This window comes from Streptomyces sp. AC602_WCS936 (assembly GCF_019049125.1).
GTDB lineage: Bacteria > Actinomycetota > Actinomycetes > Streptomycetales > Streptomycetaceae > Streptomyces.
Window position 1 is genome coordinate 114380 of sequence record NZ_JAGMUF010000035.1, and the last position, 15441, is coordinate 129820.

General features: G+C 73.1%; 14 protein-coding genes. 5 read left to right on the forward strand and 9 right to left on the reverse strand.

Going from position 1 to position 15441, the window contains the following annotated elements:
• Positions 1-69 precede the first annotated feature (69 nt).
• The 5 genes from folK to KUM03_RS13825 form a co-directional block, all read right to left on the reverse strand.
• A complete protein-coding gene (gene folK, locus KUM03_RS13805; protein WP_217247794.1) occupies positions 70-681 on the reverse strand; it encodes a 2-amino-4-hydroxy-6-hydroxymethyldihydropteridine diphosphokinase in 612 nt (203 codons plus the stop codon).
• The gene (folB, locus tag KUM03_RS13810; RefSeq protein ID WP_217247809.1) at positions 678-1037 is read right to left on the reverse strand and encodes a dihydroneopterin aldolase; all 360 of its coding nucleotides are present in this window, start codon (positions 1035-1037) and stop codon (positions 678-680) included. Before folB ends, folK begins: the two co-directional genes overlap by 4 nt.
• 228 nt (positions 1038-1265) lie before the next feature.
• A complete protein-coding gene (locus KUM03_RS13815) occupies positions 1266-1799 on the reverse strand; it encodes a nuclear transport factor 2 family protein (RefSeq protein WP_217247812.1) in 534 nt (177 codons plus the stop codon).
• Positions 1796-2662, reverse strand: coding sequence for a dihydropteroate synthase (gene folP, locus KUM03_RS13820; RefSeq protein WP_217247814.1), 867 nt, complete (start codon positions 2660-2662; stop codon positions 1796-1798). The genes KUM03_RS13815 and folP overlap by 4 nt, the downstream gene beginning before the upstream one ends.
• 335 nt (positions 2663-2997) lie before the next feature.
• Positions 2998-4803, reverse strand: coding sequence for a phosphatidylglycerol lysyltransferase domain-containing protein (locus KUM03_RS13825; RefSeq protein WP_217247822.1), 1806 nt, complete (start codon positions 4801-4803; stop codon positions 2998-3000).
• A gap of 170 nt (positions 4804-4973) precedes the next feature.
• Here KUM03_RS13825 and KUM03_RS13830 point away from each other — a divergent pair, with 170 nt between their 5' ends.
• The gene (locus KUM03_RS13830; protein WP_217247824.1) at positions 4974-6098 is read left to right on the forward strand and encodes an esterase family protein; all 1125 of its coding nucleotides are present in this window, start codon (positions 4974-4976) and stop codon (positions 6096-6098) included.
• Positions 6099-6227: 129 nt separating this feature from the next.
• Positions 6228-7484, forward strand: coding sequence for a hypothetical protein (locus tag KUM03_RS13835; RefSeq protein WP_217247828.1), 1257 nt, complete (start codon positions 6228-6230; stop codon positions 7482-7484).
• 25 nt (positions 7485-7509) lie between these two features.
• Here KUM03_RS13835 and KUM03_RS13840 read toward each other — a convergent pair whose 3' ends face one another.
• Positions 7510-8799 (reverse strand): PH domain-containing protein, encoded by a 1290-nt coding sequence (locus KUM03_RS13840; protein ID WP_217248079.1) that lies wholly within the window; start codon positions 8797-8799, stop codon positions 7510-7512.
• Positions 8800-9245: 446 nt separating this feature from the next.
• Positions 9246-9767, reverse strand: coding sequence for a PH domain-containing protein (locus KUM03_RS13845; RefSeq protein ID WP_217247836.1), 522 nt, complete (start codon positions 9765-9767; stop codon positions 9246-9248).
• A gap of 31 nt (positions 9768-9798) precedes the next feature.
• Here KUM03_RS13845 and KUM03_RS13850 point away from each other — a divergent pair, with 31 nt between their 5' ends.
• Positions 9799-10950 (forward strand): NADH-quinone oxidoreductase subunit D, encoded by a 1152-nt coding sequence (locus tag KUM03_RS13850; protein ID WP_217247838.1) that lies wholly within the window; start codon positions 9799-9801, stop codon positions 10948-10950.
• Here KUM03_RS13850 and KUM03_RS13855 read toward each other — a convergent pair.
• Positions 10915-12066: an SAM-dependent methyltransferase gene (locus tag KUM03_RS13855; protein WP_217247859.1), complete on the reverse strand. Its 1152-nt coding sequence runs from the start codon at positions 12064-12066 to the stop codon at positions 10915-10917. The two genes, KUM03_RS13850 and KUM03_RS13855, sit on opposite strands and share 36 nt — an antisense overlap.
• 118 nt (positions 12067-12184) lie before the next feature.
• Here KUM03_RS13855 and KUM03_RS13860 point away from each other — a divergent pair, with 118 nt between their 5' ends.
• Positions 12185-13390, forward strand: a complete 1206-nt coding sequence (locus tag KUM03_RS13860) for a sensor histidine kinase (protein WP_217247861.1) — start codon at positions 12185-12187, stop codon at positions 13388-13390.
• Between the two features lie 71 nt (positions 13391-13461).
• Positions 13462-14136, forward strand: coding sequence for a response regulator transcription factor (locus KUM03_RS13865; RefSeq protein ID WP_073726709.1), 675 nt, complete (start codon positions 13462-13464; stop codon positions 14134-14136).
• Positions 14137-14184: 48 nt separating this feature from the next.
• Here the strand turns inward: KUM03_RS13865 and KUM03_RS13870 are convergent, their stop codons facing one another.
• Complete coding sequence (locus KUM03_RS13870; RefSeq protein ID WP_217247864.1) at positions 14185-15291, reverse strand: DUF5937 family protein; 1107 nt, start codon at positions 15289-15291, stop codon at positions 14185-14187.
• Between the last annotated feature and the right edge of the window lie 150 nt (positions 15292-15441).

Here is a 15441-nt window from a genome sequence, read left to right on the forward strand (position 1 = left end):
TGTTCCGTGTCCCTTCGGTTCCCCTGTGCCGGTCTTCGGCGTGGCCGTCGGCCTCGTCGACTTTAACGACTACTCGGGCAGCCGGAGTTCCAGGTCGGTGCGGGGTGCGACGCCCTCCCGGGTGACGGCGTCGAGGAGATCGGCGACCGGGCCGTGTCCCGGCAGCTGCGCGTCCGGGTCCACGTCGTGCCAGGGGGCGAGAACGAAGGCGCGTTCGTGGGCGCGCGGATGGGGGAGCGTGAGCTGCGGGTCGTCGGACACGACGTCCGCGTAGGCGACGATGTCGACGTCGAGGGTGCGCGGGCCCCAGCGCTCGTCGCGGACCCGGTGGAAGGCCTCCTCGACCGCGTGCGCCCGCTCCAGCAAGGAGGACGGGGGCAGGGTGGTCTTGAGGATCACGACCGCGTTGAAGTACGAGGGCTGGCTGTCCGGGTCGACGCCCCAGGGCTCCGTCTCGTACACCGGCGAGACCCCTTTGACGCGCACGCCCGGGGTGTCCTCCAGGGCGTCGATCGCCCCCTGGAGGGTCTCCAGGCGGTTGCCGAGGTTGGCGCCCAGGGCGACCACGGCGCGCTTGGGGTTGGACAGCGTGGTGTCGGCCGCGTCGACCTGCTCGATGACGGAGGCGGGCACCGGCTGTACGGTCGGGTCGCTGGGACCCTTGGTGAAGGGGGCGCTCATACACGGCTCCGGATGATGGTGACGGTCACGTCGTCGAAGGGGACGGTGATCGGTGCGTCCGGCTTGTGGACGCAGACCTCGACCTCCTCGATCCCTTCGTGCTTCAGACAGACCTGGGCGATGCGCTCGGCGAGTGTCTCGACGAGGTTGACGGGCTCGCCCTCGACGACGGCCACGACCTCCTCGGCCACGATGCCGTAGTGCACGGTCTTCGCCAGGTCGTCGTCGGCCGCGGCCGGCCGGGTGTCCAGGCCAAGGACGATGTCCACGAGGAAGGTCTGGCCGTCCTCGCGCTCCTTGGGGAACACACCGTGGTGCCCGCGGGCCTTCAGGCCGCGCAGCGCGACACGATCCACGCGAATCACTCCTGCAGTCGTCGGTCTCGGCCGGCGCGTACCACGTGCGGGCGGTACGGCGGCCTCGGTCGAATCTACCCGCGGGCACCGACAGCGCCGGGACACGGGGTGTGTGGGGGCGGGCGGACACCGGGAGGTTTCATCCCGCGTTTGCCCTGGCGGCCCCGGTGGATCACGGGTTGGTAGCCGCCCATACCCGGTGGTCCGTGATTCCAACCACTTCTTGGATCAGGGTTCACCCGGACCGGTCAGGGGTGGGTTCCCGGGGCCCTCGTCGTCGTCCTCGTCCTCGGTCTCGGCGAGTACCGGGGAGGCGTGGTGGGACCAGAGCTTCCAGCCGGCGGGCGTGCGCCGGTACGTGTTGGTGGCGACCACGAGCTGGCCGACGAGCGGGCCGAGCTCGTCGTCGCCCTCCGGGGCGGGGCCGCCGCTGAGGATGTTCTCGGTGCAGGTCACCAGGGCGGTGTCGCCGGTCACGGAGACGTGTACGTCGGTGAGGAAGAACTGGATGTAGTCGGTGTTCGCCATGATCAGGGCGTAGGAGCGCAGGACCTCGCCGCGGCCCGTGAGGACCGGCCAGCCGGGGTGCACGCAGGAGACCACGCCGGCGTCGGCCGGGTCGTGGTACGACTCGTCGACGCCCAGGTCGGACGGGGTGAGCCAGAACTCGGAGACCTTCTCGAAGTCGCCCTGCTCGAGTGCCTCGTAGAAGGCGGTGTTGGCCGCCTCGACCTGCTCGACGTCCACGTGCGGGGCGCTCACCGGGCTCCCTCGACGGCGCGGGCGACGCGTACGGCGTCGGCGGTGGCGCGTACCTCGTGCACGCGTACGGCCCACGCGCCGGCGTGCGCGGCGAGGGCGGAGACGGCGGCGGTGGCCGCGTCGCGCTCCCGCGCGGGCGGCGGAGCGGCGTCGGGGCCGCCGGCCAGGACCCGGCCGAGGAAGCGCTTGCGGGAGGCGGCGACGAGGAGGGGGTGGCCGAGGGCGTGGAGGCGGTCGAGGTGGGCGAGGAGGACGAGGTCGTGCTCGGCGTCCTTGGAGAAGCCGAGGCCGGGGTCGACGACGACGCGGTCGGGGGCGACGCCGCCGTCGAGGACGGCCTCCACGCGGGCGCGCAGCTCGTCGACGACCTCGGTGACGACGTCGGCGTAGGTGCCGCGGACGTTGCCGCCCTCCAGGAGGCCGCGCCAGTGCATGACGACGAAGGGGGCGCCGGCGTCGGCGACGACCGGGATCATGCGGGGGTCGGCGAGGCCGCCGCTGACGTCGTTGACCAGGGCGGCGCCGGCGGCGAGTGCCTGGTCGGCGACGGAGGCGCGCATGGTGTCGACGGAGATCGTGACGCCCTCGGAGGCCAGGCCGCGCACGACCGGGACGACACGGCGGAGCTCTTCGTCCTCGTCGACGCGGGTGGCGCCGGGGCGGGTGGACTCACCGCCGACGTCCACGAGGTCGGCGCCTTCGGCCACCAGGTCGAGGCCGTGCTTGATGGCGGCCGTGGTGTCGAAGAAGCGACCGCCGTCGGAGAAGGAGTCGGGGGTCACGTTGACGACTCCCATGACCGCGCAGCGGTCCCATGCGGTCAGTCCCGCGAGGTGGTGGCGGCGGGCGGTCTGCTTGCTCATGCGTCAAGCGTAGGCCTCCGGCGGTGGTGCGGTGCGGGGTGCCTGGTTGGTGGGGGTGCGGGTAGCGGGCGGTGTGTGGTCTGCGGGTCGGGGCCGCGCCGGGTGGTGCCACGCCGTCCCGCCTAGCTGCGGGCCGCCGTCCCGCCTAGCTGCGGGCAGTCGTGCCGCTGGGGCGGCACGGGTGGGCGCAGCGGCACCCCGCAGCGCCGGGCCGCGCGACCCACCCCCACGGCCACACCGGCGCCGGGTGACCAAGAACGCCGGGTGCCGTCACCCACCCCGACGCCCACCCCTACGCCGGGTGACCTGTGAACCCCGGACCCCGGAGCCCACCGCTACGCCGCCCGCGCCCCCCGCTCCGAAACCCCGTGCGGGCACGGCCGCCGCGTCGGTGTGCCCCGGCGCAGGAACCGCGGCAGGGTCAGTGTGACGAAGCCCTCGGCCTGCATCGCGGCGAAACCGATGCGGGGGAGGTCGGCGGAACGGCGGTAGACGACGAAACGCGGTTCCCAGCGGGGGCGGAACTTGGCGTTGAACTTGTACAGCGACTCGATCTGGAACCAGCGGGAGAGGAACACCAGCAGACCTCGCCATGCCCGGAGGACCGGGCCCGCGCCGATCTTCTCGCCCCGTGCGAGCGCCGCGCGGAACATCGCGAAGTTCAGGGACACGCGGGCGATGCCCAGCTTCGGGGCGGCCTGGAGGGCGGCCACGATCAGGAGTTCGTTCATGCCGGGGTCGGCCGCGCGGTCGCGGCGCATCAGGTCGAGGGAGACGCCGTCCGTGCCCCACGGCACGAAGTGCAGGACCGCCTTGAGGTCGCCGAACTCGCCGGGTTCGGTGTCCTGCTGGTGGGCCGTCGCTATCAGGCAGTCGCCGTCGGAGGGGTCGCCGATGCGGCCGAGGGCCATGGAGAAGCCGCGCTCGGTGTCCGTGCCGCGCCAGGCGTCGGCGGCGCGGCGGACGCGGTCCAGTTCGGCGTCGGACAGGTCAGCCACGCGTCGTACGCGGGTCTGGTAACCGGCGCGCTCGATGCGCTTGACCATCTGACGTACGTTGCGCATCGCGCGGCCGGTGAGGGAGAAATTTGCCACGTCCACCACCGCCTCGTCGCCGAGTTCCAGGGCGTCGAGTCCGGTCTCGCGGGTCCAGACCTCGCCGCCGGTCTCCGAGCAGCCCATGACGGCCGGGGTCCAGGAGTGGGCGCGGGCCTCGTCCATGAAGCGTTCGATGGCGCCCGGCCACGCCTCCACGTCGCCGATCGGGTCGCCGCTGGCCAGCATCACGCCGGAGACGACCCGGTAGGTGACGGCCGCCTTGCCGCTGGGGGAGAAGACGACCGCCTTGTCTCGGCGCAGCGCGAAGTGGCCGAGGGAGTCGCGGCCGCCGTGCCGGGCGAGGAGGGCGCGCAGGCGGGTCTCGTCGTCCTCGGTGAGGCGGGCCGCAGGGTGTTCGGGGCGGAAGGCCAGGTAGATGGTGGTGATGGCGGTGAGGAGGCCGAGGGCGCCCAAGGAGAAGGCGACCGTCCATGAGGTGGTGCCCCGGTAGTCGACCGGGCCCTCGACGCCGAACAGGCCGTACATGACGTGGGTGATGCGGTCGGCCAGGCTCGGGTCGCCGACCATGCGGTGCGGGTGGGCGTTGACGACGAGCAGGCCGAGGAGCACGGAACCGGCGGACATGAGGACGAAGTTGGCCAGTGCCCGCCAGCGGCTGCGGGGGTCGGGGAGTGCTGAGAACTGGTCGCGGTGGCGCAGGAGGGGGGCGAGCAGGGCGAGGGAGATGAGTACGCCGAGGAGTGAGTGGCGGTAGGTGAACTGGGCGACGGCGCCGAGGGGGAGCAGGGCCACGGCCGCACGCCAGGCCCGGCGCTTGCGGCGCTTGAGGCCGTGGGCGAGCAGGAGGAGCAGGACGCCGGCGCTGAGGGAGAGGGCCGCGGCGAAGGGGCCGAAGGAGCCGGGGAGGACCTCGGCGAGGGCGTGCACGCGGCTGTGCCGGAAGCGCGGGAAGACTCCGGCGGCGATGTCCAGCAGGCCCACGAGCGCGCAGGCGCGGCCGACGAGGAGGGGGACGGTCTCCGGGCGGGGGCCGCGCAGTACTCGTCGTAGGCCGGTGGACTTGGCCGGAACCGCACCCGACATTTCCTCATCTGTCCTGACAGACATCGCACCTGTGGTTCTGCGAGAGATCGTGGATCCGGGCCCGTTTCGGGCATCCGGCGACATTGCGACCTCTAGGACGGTGTCTCGGGTGGAGAGGTTCACTCCGCCTGTCGGAAAGCCCCTTGGAAAGCACAGGCAGGTAGCAACGCATGGGTCTCACGAGCGACAAGGTGCTGGCGCTGGCGGTGGTGTCCGGCGTGCTGCTGTTCGCCGGCACGGTGTGGTGGTGGCCACGGCTGGGCCGGCGGAGCGTACGGGCCGTGCTGGGGCGGGTGGGGCTGTTGCTGGGTACTCAGGTGGCGGTGTTCGCGGCGGTGGGGCTGGCCGCCAACCAGGCCTTCGGGTTCTACGGGAGCTGGGCCGACCTGTTCGGGCGGGTGGACGGCCAGGGGGTGGTCGTGGATCACTCGGCGGGTGGGGGCGGCCCGTTGCGGGTCGTGGGTGAACGGCGGGTGACACCGGCGGGCGGGGGGCGGCCGGAGGTTGCCGGGCGGGTGCAGGAGATACGGGTCGTGGGCCGTACGACACGGATCGCGTCGCCCGCGTACGTGTATCTGCCGCCCGAGTACTTCCAGGCGCGGCACCGTGCGCGTACCTTTCCCGCCGCCGTCGTACTGACCGGTTATCCGGGGACCGCCTCGGCGCTGGTGGACAAGCTCCGTTATCCGCGCACGGCGTTCGATCTGGCCAAGGCGGGGCGGATGCGGCCGATGATTCTGGTGATGCTGCGGCCCACCGTGGCGCCGCCGCGCGACACCGAGTGCGTGGACGTGCCGGGCGGCCCGCAGACGGAGTCCTTCTTCGCCAAGGACCTTCCCGAGGCCGTGAGTGCGCACTATCGCGTCGGCAAAGGGCGGGGGAGCTGGGGAGTCGTCGGCAACTCGACCGGTGGCTACTGCGCTCTGAAGCTCGCCATGCATCACCCCGAGGTGTTCGGAGCGGGGGCCGGGCTGTCCGCCTACTACGACGCGCCCAGCGATCCCACCACGGGCGATCTCTTCCAGGGAGACAAGGGTGCGGAGAATCGGGCAAGTCTGTGGTGGTGCATCAAGAACCTGCCCGCACCGGACACTTCATTGCTCGTCAGCAGCAGCCGGTCCGGTGAGACGAACTACAAGGACACGGTGAAGTTCATCGATCTGGTGAAGGAACGGAAGCCGACGCGGATCTCGTCGATCATCCTGGAAAGCGGCGGGCACAACTTCAATACCTGGCGCCGCGAGATTCCCGCGACGCTGGAGTGGCTGAGCGGGCGGATCGGCGGCCGGTCTTGAAATGATCTTGAGGTAATTCGGGCGTCGGCGGCCTTGTGGAATGCCGGTGGCGTGTGAACACCTTCGAGATGGCTGTGTTTTTGCGGGGCGGGGCGCCAAGATTCGCCTACGCGCGGTAAGTTTCTGGCCATGCCACGTGGACGTCACCGCCATTCCCCGCCCCTGCACAGGCTGCTTCCGCCGTCGGCGATCGCAGGCGTCTCCGTCGTCTGCGCCCTCGGCCCCTGGGTGTTCAGTGAAGCGACGGTCCTGCGCGCACTGGCCGCGGCCGCCGCGGTGACGGCCGTCGCCGGCGCGGTCGTCATGCGGCACTGGGACGCCCAGGCGGGCAAGCGGGTCGCCGACCTCACGCGCGCGCGGGCGAGCGACGAGTGGCGCTACGAGGAACGGGTCGCCGAACTGGAGTCCGACCTGGAGGAGTCGCGCGAACTGCGCCAGAAGCTGGAGCACCGGCTGCGGGCCAAGCGCACCGAACTGGCGGGGCTGCGCAACGAGCACGCCTCCCTGCTGCGGCGTTACGCCACCGCCGAGACCGAGCGGGCCAGCGCGCTGGAGGGCCGTCGGCTGCTGGAGATAGAGGCTGTGCCGCAGGTGCCCGCGCTGCCGGCCGCCCGCCCGGCACCGGACGAGGACCCGGTGGCCGGGGACTCGGTGGCCGAGGACCCGGTGGCCGAGGACGCGGCGGTCGAGGACGCGGCGACCGACGCGGCCGCCGGGGAAGTCCCCGCCGTCTTCTCTCCCGAGGGCTCCCGGTTGTTCCTGCGGGCGAACGCGGCACTGGCCCGCTTCGCCGAGGACGCGCCCGCAGGCGACCGCGACTCCGGCGACCGTGACTCCGGCGACCGTGACTCCGGTGACGGCGACTCCGGTGACGGCGGAGGCGATGACGGGAACGGTGGCGGGGAGCGCGCGGCGGCGGACGGCACCGCGCGGGAGGACGAGGCGCAGGGGCAGCCCGAGGCGGCCGGCGGACACGAGCGCACCGCCGCCGCCTCCTCCCCCACGGCCGAGCCCGACGAGCGGCCCGCGCAGCCCACCGCGCCCACCGGACAGGCCACCGGTCACTACACGGTGCCGGCCGCGGTGGCGGTCGTACCGTCGGCCCCGGCGCGGCGCCCCGTGGTCGAGGGCGGCTTCGACTTCTTCGGCACCAAGGACGACCAGGAGGGCACGTCGTCGTCGCCCGAGACCCTGGAGACCGTCCAGAACGAGGACCTCGCCGACGTGGTCGGCCAGGAGGCCCTCGCCCTGCACAAGGCGGAGAAGGAGGCGGGCTTCAAGCCGGCCGGCGAGGAGTCCCGGGACGTGGGCCAGGTGATCGACCTGACCGCCCACGACGAGACGGAGCAGATCGACGTGCAGGGGCTGCGCAGCGCCGTGTCCTGACCGCACGGGGCGGTGTGTGGGGTTCTCAGGCCATCCACCGGTCCGGCAGCGCGTCCCGGCGGCCGGTCCGGGAGCGTTCCGCCTGGGCCCGCAGGAGCTCCGCCGCCTCGTCGGCGTCGCGCAGACGCGCGGTCACCGTCTTGTTCGCCCCCGTGTCCACCCGTACGTCGGCCAGCCGCAGTGCCCGCTGCCACGGGCCGTGGGTGCGGCGGACGCTCTGCACCTTGGCGTGCGGCACCAGGGCCAGGCTGCGGCGCAGCAGCCCGTACCGGGCGGCGAAGACCGTGTCGGTGACGGCGAGGCCGTAGCCCCGCCACCACAGCGGCCGGCAGCGTGCGGCTCGGCGTGGCGGGCGCGACAGCTCCGGGTCGGTCGGCACGGTCACCCCGGGCAGCACGCGCGCCACGACCGACTCCGCGATCTCGCGCGGGGCGACCGGCAGCAGCACGGAGTTCGACGACCCGGCCACGTCCAGCTCCACCCGCACCCAGCCCCGCCGCCGCCACAGCAGCGGCTCCACGATCCGCACGGTCTGCACCCGGCCCGGCGGCACCGTCTCGTGCGCGCGGTCCAGCAGCCCGTGATCGAGGCGCAGCCCGTCCGGGGACTCGGCCACCGTCCAGTCGTACTCTCCGACGAACCGGCCCGCGCTGCTCGCTCCCGCGGCGCCCAGCAGCGGCAGGGCGGTCGCCAGGACCGTCCACAGGTTGTGGGTGGCGAGCCACAGGAGTGTGGGGACGACGACGGCGGCGATCAGCGTGCCCCAGGTGGCGCCGGTCAGCAGCAGCGAGACGGCCAGCACACGCGGCGGTACGCGCAGCAGTTGCCGGGAGGGTGCCTCGCCGACCTCGTGGGCGGTCTCGGGGGCGAGGCCGGCGGCGCGGGCGAGCAGTTCGGCCCGCAGCGCGCGGGCCTCGCCGGCGCCCAGGAAGGCCAGTTCGTCCTTCTTGCCGGTGCCTATGACGTCGAGTTTGAGTTTGGCGACCCCCGCGACGCGGGCGAGGAGGGGCTGGGTGACGTCGATGGCCTGGATGCGTTCGAGGCGGATGTGGGCGGTGCGCCGGAACAACAGCCCGGTGCGGATGCGCAGCTCCGTGTCGGTCACCGCGTAGTGGGTGAACCACCAGGTCAGGAAGCCGTACAGGGCGGCGGCCGGGATCAGTACGGCGAGGCCGATCAGCAGGTGGGTCGTGGTCAGCCGGGTCAGTTGGCGCTGCGCCTGGTCGGGGTCGTGCACGGCCCACCCGACCAGCACGGCCACCGGCGCCCACGCCCGCCGCAGGGGCGTGACGGGGTGCAGCCGGCGCTCGGTGATTCCGTCTCCGGGTGACGTGGGGCCCGTGCCGGATTCCTCTGGGCCGGGTGTCGCGGGGCCTGTGCCGGCCTCTCCCGTCCCGGGTGACGTGGGGCCCGTGTCGGATTCCTCTGGGCCGGGTGTCGCGGGGTCCGTGTCGGATTCCTCCGGGTCGGGTGTCGCGGGGCCCGTGCCGGATTCCTTTCGGGCCCGCGCCGCCGGGCCCGCGTCGGCCGTTTCCGTCGTGGGTGCGGCGGGGCGCGGGTCGGAGTTTTCCGTCCGGAGGGAGGCGGGGTGCCGACCGGGTTCCTCCGGCCCCTGTGTGGCGGGGCGTGGACTGGGGGCGTCCGTCTCGGACGGCGCCGCCGGGCCCGCGCCGGCCGTTTCCGGTGCGGGTGTCGCGGGGCGGCTGCGGGAGTCTTCCGTCCCCGGTGTCACCGGGCCCGTCTCCTCCTCCCCGGGCGTCGTCACAGCCCCGCCGATCGGGCCTCGCCCAGCTCGGTGAGCCGGTCGCGGAGCCGTTCCGCCTCGGCCGGGTCGAGGCCCGGGATGGTCGCGTCGGTCGCGGCGGCCGCCGTGTGCAACTGGACGCTGGCCAGGCCGAAGTGCCGCTCGACCGGCCCGGACGTCACCTCGACCAGCTGCATGCGCCCGTACGGGACGACGGTCTCCTCCCGCCACAGCACACCCCGGCTGATCAGCAGGTCGTCGGCGCGCTCGGCGTACCGCCAGGAACGCCAGTTGCGCTCCAGCATCACCCAGCCCCACACCGCGAGGGCCGACGGCAGCAGCGCGAGGAACGCCCAGGCCGGCCCCAGGAACAGGCCGGGCAGCAGGCCCGCGGCGACGGTGAGCAGCCCCAGCCACACCACCAGCAGCAGGCGTCGCATCCGCAGCAGTCCCGGCGGCAGGCCGGTCCACACCGGCTCCTCACGCGCGGCTTCCGTCGCTCCCGCCGTGCCCGTGTCGTCAGGGCTCCCCGTCTCCATGGGGCCAGCGTACGTAGGGGAGACTGGGTGCATGACTCCTACGACGGAGACCACGGTCGGCATCGGCGGCGCCGCGGAGAGCACCGACATGGTGCTCAACATCGGGCCCCAGCACCCGTCCACGCACGGAGTGCTGCGGCTGCGGCTCGTCCTGGACGGCGAACGCATCGTCCGCGCGGAGCCCGTGATCGGCTACATGCACCGCGGCGCGGAGAAGCTGTTCGAGGCCCGTGACTACCGTCAGATCATCGTGCTCGCCAACCGCCACGACTGGCTGTCGGCGTTCTCCAACGAGCTGGGCGTGGTCCTCGCCGTGGAGCGCATGCTCGGCATGGAGGTCCCCACGCGCGCGGTGTGGACGCGTACGCTGCTCGCCGAGCTGAACCGGGTGCTCAACCACCTGATGTTCCTCGGCTCGTACCCGCTGGAGCTGGGCGGCATCACCCCCGTCTTCTACGCCTTCCGGGAGCGCGAGGTCCTCCAGAACGTCATGGAGGAGGTCTCCGGCGGGCGCATGCACTACATGTTCAACCGCGTCGGCGGCCTGAAGGAGGACCTGCCCGCCGGATGGGCCGCACGCGCGCGTGGTGCCGTCGCCGCCGTTCGCTCGCGCATGGACGTCTTCGACGACCTGGTGCTCGGCAACGAGATCTTCCGGGGGCGCACGCGCGGGGTGGGCGCCCTGAGCCCGGAGGCCGTGCACGCGTACGGCGTCAGCGGGCCCATCGCCCGCGCCTCCGGCGTCGACTTCGACCTGCGCCGCGACGAGCCGTACCTGGCCTACGGCGAGCTCCAGGACACCCTGAAGGTCGTCACCCGCGCGGAGGGCGACTGCCTGGCCCGCTTCGAGTGCCTCCTGGAGCAGACGCACAACGCCCTCGACCTCGCCGACGCCTGCCTGGACCGCCTGGCCGAGCTGGCGCCCGGGCCGGTCAACCAGCGGCTCCCGAAGGTGCTCAAGGCGCCCGAGGGCCACACGTACGCCTGGACCGAGAACCCGCTCGGCATCAACGGCTACTACCTCGTCAGCAAGGGCGAGAAGACCCCGTACCGGCTGAAGCTGCGCTCGGCCTCGTACAACAACATCCAGGCGCTCGCCGAGCTGCTGCCCGGGACGCTGGTCGCCGACATGGTGGCGATCCTCGGGTCACTGTTCTTCGTGGTCGGGGACATCGACAAGTAGGGCCTCGGCGTCGACGGGCCCGACCGGCTGGAGCAGCCACCGGAAGTCGCCGAGCCCGCCCGCCGCGGTCAGCTCGGCGCCCTCGGAGGCGCCCGCCAGCGCGCGGACGTACGCCGCCGGGTCGGTGGAGGCCAGCGCGAGCGGGGGGCGTACGCCTGTGATGCCGAGGGCGCGCAGGACCTCCCGCTGGGGGCGCGACAGCGCGTCGGGGAGCGTGCGCTCCGGAGTGCGCTTCCCGGCGGCCTCGCACGCGTCAGTGCGTCTCACGGCGGCCTCGCACGCGTCAGTGCGTTTCACGGCGGCCGCACACGCGTCCAGTGCCACGTGCGCGGTGATGTCGCAGGACCCGTCCGGCACGGGCGGCGTCTCCCTCCCCTCGCGGAAGCCCGTCAGCGTCCCGAACGGCGGGCGGGTGGCCGTGGTGTGCGCGTAGTCGGCGGCCACGGCGAGCCCGGCGTCCAGGGCCGCGACGGCCCGGGCCCAGGCGGCGTCCCGGGGGAGCCCGATCTCCGCCCGCAGTCCCTCCTCGCCGGTCAGCGGCCACCACCGGGCCAGCCACCGCGCCTCCGCCCCGGCCACCGGCTCCCCGAGCCGCTCGGTCCCGTCGCCCCGGACCAGCACCCGCCGGGCCACTCCGGCGGAGTCCACCTCCGCGACGTCCACCGGCACGTTGTCCAGCCACTCGTTGGCGAACAGCAGCCCCGTCGTCCCGCGCGGCGGCTCGGTGAGCCACTCGATCCGGTGGTCCAGCCCGTCCGGGCGGTCGGCGATCTCGACGGCGTACGCGCGCGTGCGGGCGGCCACGTCGGCGGGCAGCGCGGCCAGCACCCCGGTGACCAGCTCGCCGCGGCCGGCCGCCATGTCCACGAAGTCCAGCGGCGCGGGCCGCCCCAGCGCCTCGTCGACCCGGCACAGCAGCCGCGCCACCGCACCGGCGAACAGCGGCGACGCGTGCACGGACGTCCGGAAGTGCCCGGCCGGTCCGCCGGGCGCGACGCGGTAGAAACCGGCCGGTCCGTAGAGGGCGTCCTGCGCGGCCTCTCGCCAGCCTCGCCAGTCCTGCCCGTCCTCATGCGCCCCGCAGGCCTCTTCGGGCCCACCTGTCCCAGCTGTCACAGACCCAGGCTAGGGGTACAGAGGAACGGAGCCTCCACCTTGCGGAGTATGCGTGGAGGCTGCGGATCGGCCCTCCGGTTGACCCCTGCACCTATCCCGCTTCCCTACGCTGGGTTACGTGCAGCGCCTCTACGACTTCATCCGCAGACACCCGACCGGGGTCGACAGTTTCTGGGCCCTCGTCCTGCTCGGTATTTCCCTGGTGTCCCTGACCGCCCCGCAGCCGCGGGGCGCGGGCACGGACACCACGGCGCTGCTCGTCGTCTTCTCCGTCCCGCTGTGCCTGGTGATCGCGCTGCGGCAGCGGATGCCGGAGAAGATGCTGATGCTCGCCCTCGCCCTCGGCGTGGGGCAACTGGTGCTGGACGTCTCCACGCTCCCGGCCGACTTCGCCTTCCTGGTGATCGTCTACACCGTCGCCGCGACCGGAGCCCGCTGGGCCTCCCGGACCGCGCTCGCCGTGGGCCTGTGCGCGGCCCCCGTCGCCCAGCTGCGCTGGGCCGACGGGGAGCTGAGCATAGGGGCCAACATCGCCATAATGGTCTTCCAGACGGTGCCTTTCGCCCTCGCCTGGGTGCTCGGCGACTCCATCCGCACCCGCCGTGCCTACTTCGCGCAGCTGGAGGAGCGGGCCGCCCGGCTGGAGAAGGAGCGCGAGGCGCAGTCCAAGGTCGCGGTCGCCGCCGAACGCGCCCGGATCGCGCGCGAGCTGCACGACGTCGTCGCGCACAACGTCTCCGTGATGGTGGTCCAGGCCGACGGCGCCGCCTACGTCATGGACGCCGCCCCCGACCAGGCGAAGAAGGCTCTGGAGACCATCTCCTCCACCGGCCGCCAGGCCCTCGCCGAGATGCGCCGCCTGCTCGGCGTGCTGCGCACCGGCGAGCACGAGGAGGCCGGCGAGTACGTGCCGCAGCCCGACGTCCAGCAGATCGAGGACCTCGTGGAGCAGTGCCGCAGCTCCGGCCTGCCCGTCGACTTCAAGGTCGAGGGCACCCCGCGCGAGCTGCCCAGCGGTGTCGAGCTCACCGCGTACCGCATCGTGCAGGAGGCGCTGACCAACACCCGCAAGCACGGTGGCCCCAACGCGGGCGCGAGCGTGCGGCTGGTCTACTTCGACGACGGCCTCGGTCTGCTCGTCGAGGACGACGGCAAGGGCGCCCCGCACGAGTTGTACGAGGAGGGCGGCTTCGACGGCCAGGGCCACGGCATGATCGGCATGCGGGAACGGGTCGGCATGGTGGGCGGCACCCTGGACGCGGGCCCGCGTCCGGGCGGAGGATTCCGCATCAGCGCGCTGCTGCCCCTGAAACCCGCACACTGAACCACCGCGCCCTTACGCGCGTACCGCGTTGACACCTGTAAGACCGCAAGCCCCGCATGGAAGAGGCCTCGATGACGATCCGCGTAATGCTCGTCGACGACCAGGTGCTGCTGCGCACCGGGTTCCGGATGGTGCTCGCCGCGCAGCCGGACATGGAGGTCGTCGCGGAGGCGGGCGACGGCGTCGAGGCCCTCCAGGTGCTGCGTTCGACCGCCGTGGACGTCGTGCTGATGGACGTCCGCATGCCCAAGCTCGACGGCGTCGAGACCACCAGCCGGATCTGCGTGGACCCGGCGGCGCCGAAGGTGCTGATCCTGACCACCTTCGACCTCGACGAGTACGCCTTCTCGGCGCTGAAGGCGGGCGCCTCCGGCTTCATGCTCAAGGACGTGCCGCCGGGCGAACTGCTCGCCGCGATCCGTTCCGTGCACAGCGGAGACGCGGTGGTCGCGCCGTCGACCACCCGCCGGCTCCTGGACCGCTTCGCGCCGATGCTGCCGGCCACCGGCCAGGAGCCCCGGCACAAGGAGCTCCAGCGGCTCACCGAGCGGGAGCGCGAGGTGATGGTGCTGGTCGCGCAGGGCCTGTCCAACGGGGAGATCGCGGCCCGGCTGGTGCTGTCCGAGGCGACGGTGAAGACCCACGTGGGCCGCATCCTGACCAAGCTGGACCTGCGCGACCGGGTGCAGGTGGTGGTCCTCGCGTACGAGACGGGGCTGGTGCGGGCGGGCGGCGGGCAGGGCTGACGGGCGTGCGGGGCCGGTCGGGCCCCGATCGGACCGCCCGCCCCGTGATCAGCGGAGTATGCCCTCCAGGAAGTCGCTGCCCAGCCGCGCCACCACCGTCACGTCCAGCTGGTGCAGCACGTACCGGCCGCGGCGGCGGGTGGTGATCAGCCCCGCCTTCTTCAGCACCCCCAGGTGCCGGGATATCTCCGGTGCCGTCATGCCGTGCGCCTGCGCCAGCTCGCTCGTGGTGTAGGCGCTGCGGGCCAGGTGGCGGCAGATCCGCATCCGGACCGGGTGGGACAGTGCGGTCATCCGCAGGGTGAGCTGCTCGACCGACGGCGGTGAGGCCAGCTCCGGGGAGGCGACCGGGTAGTGCAGCACCGGCTGCCAGTCGTGCCGGTGCAGGACCATCAGGTGCGGCCAGCCCAGGCTGGTCGGGACGAGCAGGAGGCCGCCGCTCCCGGTCGCCGAGCGGCCGTCGCCCAGCTTGTCGACCGTGATCCGCGCGGCGCCCTCGTCCAGGGAGACGGCCGGGGACACGGCGGCCAGTGCCTCGGCCAGGCCCTTGCGGCGCAGCAGCTCCGTCTTGTGCCGGGCGTCGGCCGCGAGCTGGTGGCGCAGCCGGGACCAGGCCTCCGCGAAGAACGCCTCGTCGCAGTCCTGCGCGAACTGCCGCAGCCACCCGCGGATGCGCGGCGGGTCGGCCAGCAGCCGCTCGCTGAACCGCAGCTGCTGCGGCCCCCGCGCGGCGGCCAGGTCCAGCGCGCGGCGGCGCGCCTCGGGGTCGGCGAGCGCCGAGACGCCACCGGTGCTGTACGGCAGCGCGCAGGTGAACTCCAGGGCCGCGTCCACGAACTGCTCGTCGGACAGCTTGTCGAGCAGGTCCAGGTCCTCGGCGAGGGTGGCGCCGGGCAGCGTGCCCCCGCCCGGCACGCCGGCGAAGGGCATGAACAGGTCCGAGAACGTCGTCCGCCACAGGAAGTCGGCCTCGCACATCCGGTCGGCCAGATGCGAGTCGAGCCGCGCGGTCACGCCCGTCGCCCAGCCCTGCAGTCCCGGGTGGTGCCCCGGCTCGGACAGGGCGTGCAGCGCCATGCCCAGCTCGGCCAGGGGCGAGGGCACGACGGCGATCCTCTCCGGCCGCAGCCCCGTGATGTCGATGCGCACGCTCATGCCCTCATGGTGCACCCCGCCACTGACAACGCCGCCGCCGATTGACCGCCGCCGTCAATCGACGGGACCGCGGCTCGCCGCGGGCGCAGTCTGGAGCCACGGGGCAGCCGCGGAGCCCGACTTCCACTCCCACGTCCCCTGGAGAAGGCG

What these genes read in the sequence shown, in the direction of transcription:
- KUM03_RS13825 (WP_217247822.1), bottom strand. Translation starts at nt 4,803, where the DNA reads ATGTCGGGTGCGGTTCCGGCCAAGTCCACCGGCCTACGACGAGTACTG.
- KUM03_RS13865 (WP_073726709.1), top strand. Translation starts at nt 13,462, where the DNA reads ATGACGATCCGCGTAATGCTCGTCGACGACCAGGTGCTGCTGCGCACC.
- KUM03_RS13870 (WP_217247864.1), bottom strand. Translation starts at nt 15,291, where the DNA reads ATGAGCGTGCGCATCGACATCACGGGGCTGCGGCCGGAGAGGATCGCC.
- KUM03_RS13845 (WP_217247836.1), bottom strand. Translation starts at nt 9,767, where the DNA reads ATGGAGACGGGGAGCCCTGACGACACGGGCACGGCGGGAGCGACGGAA.
- folK (WP_217247794.1), bottom strand. Translation starts at nt 681, where the DNA reads ATGAGCGCCCCCTTCACCAAGGGTCCCAGCGACCCGACCGTACAGCCG.
- KUM03_RS13830 (WP_217247824.1), top strand. Translation starts at nt 4,974, where the DNA reads ATGGGTCTCACGAGCGACAAGGTGCTGGCGCTGGCGGTGGTGTCCGGC.
- folP (WP_217247814.1), bottom strand. Translation starts at nt 2,662, where the DNA reads ATGAGCAAGCAGACCGCCCGCCGCCACCACCTCGCGGGACTGACCGCA.
- KUM03_RS13850 (WP_217247838.1), top strand. Translation starts at nt 9,799, where the DNA reads ATGACTCCTACGACGGAGACCACGGTCGGCATCGGCGGCGCCGCGGAG.
- KUM03_RS13835 (WP_217247828.1), top strand. Translation starts at nt 6,228, where the DNA reads ATGCCACGTGGACGTCACCGCCATTCCCCGCCCCTGCACAGGCTGCTT.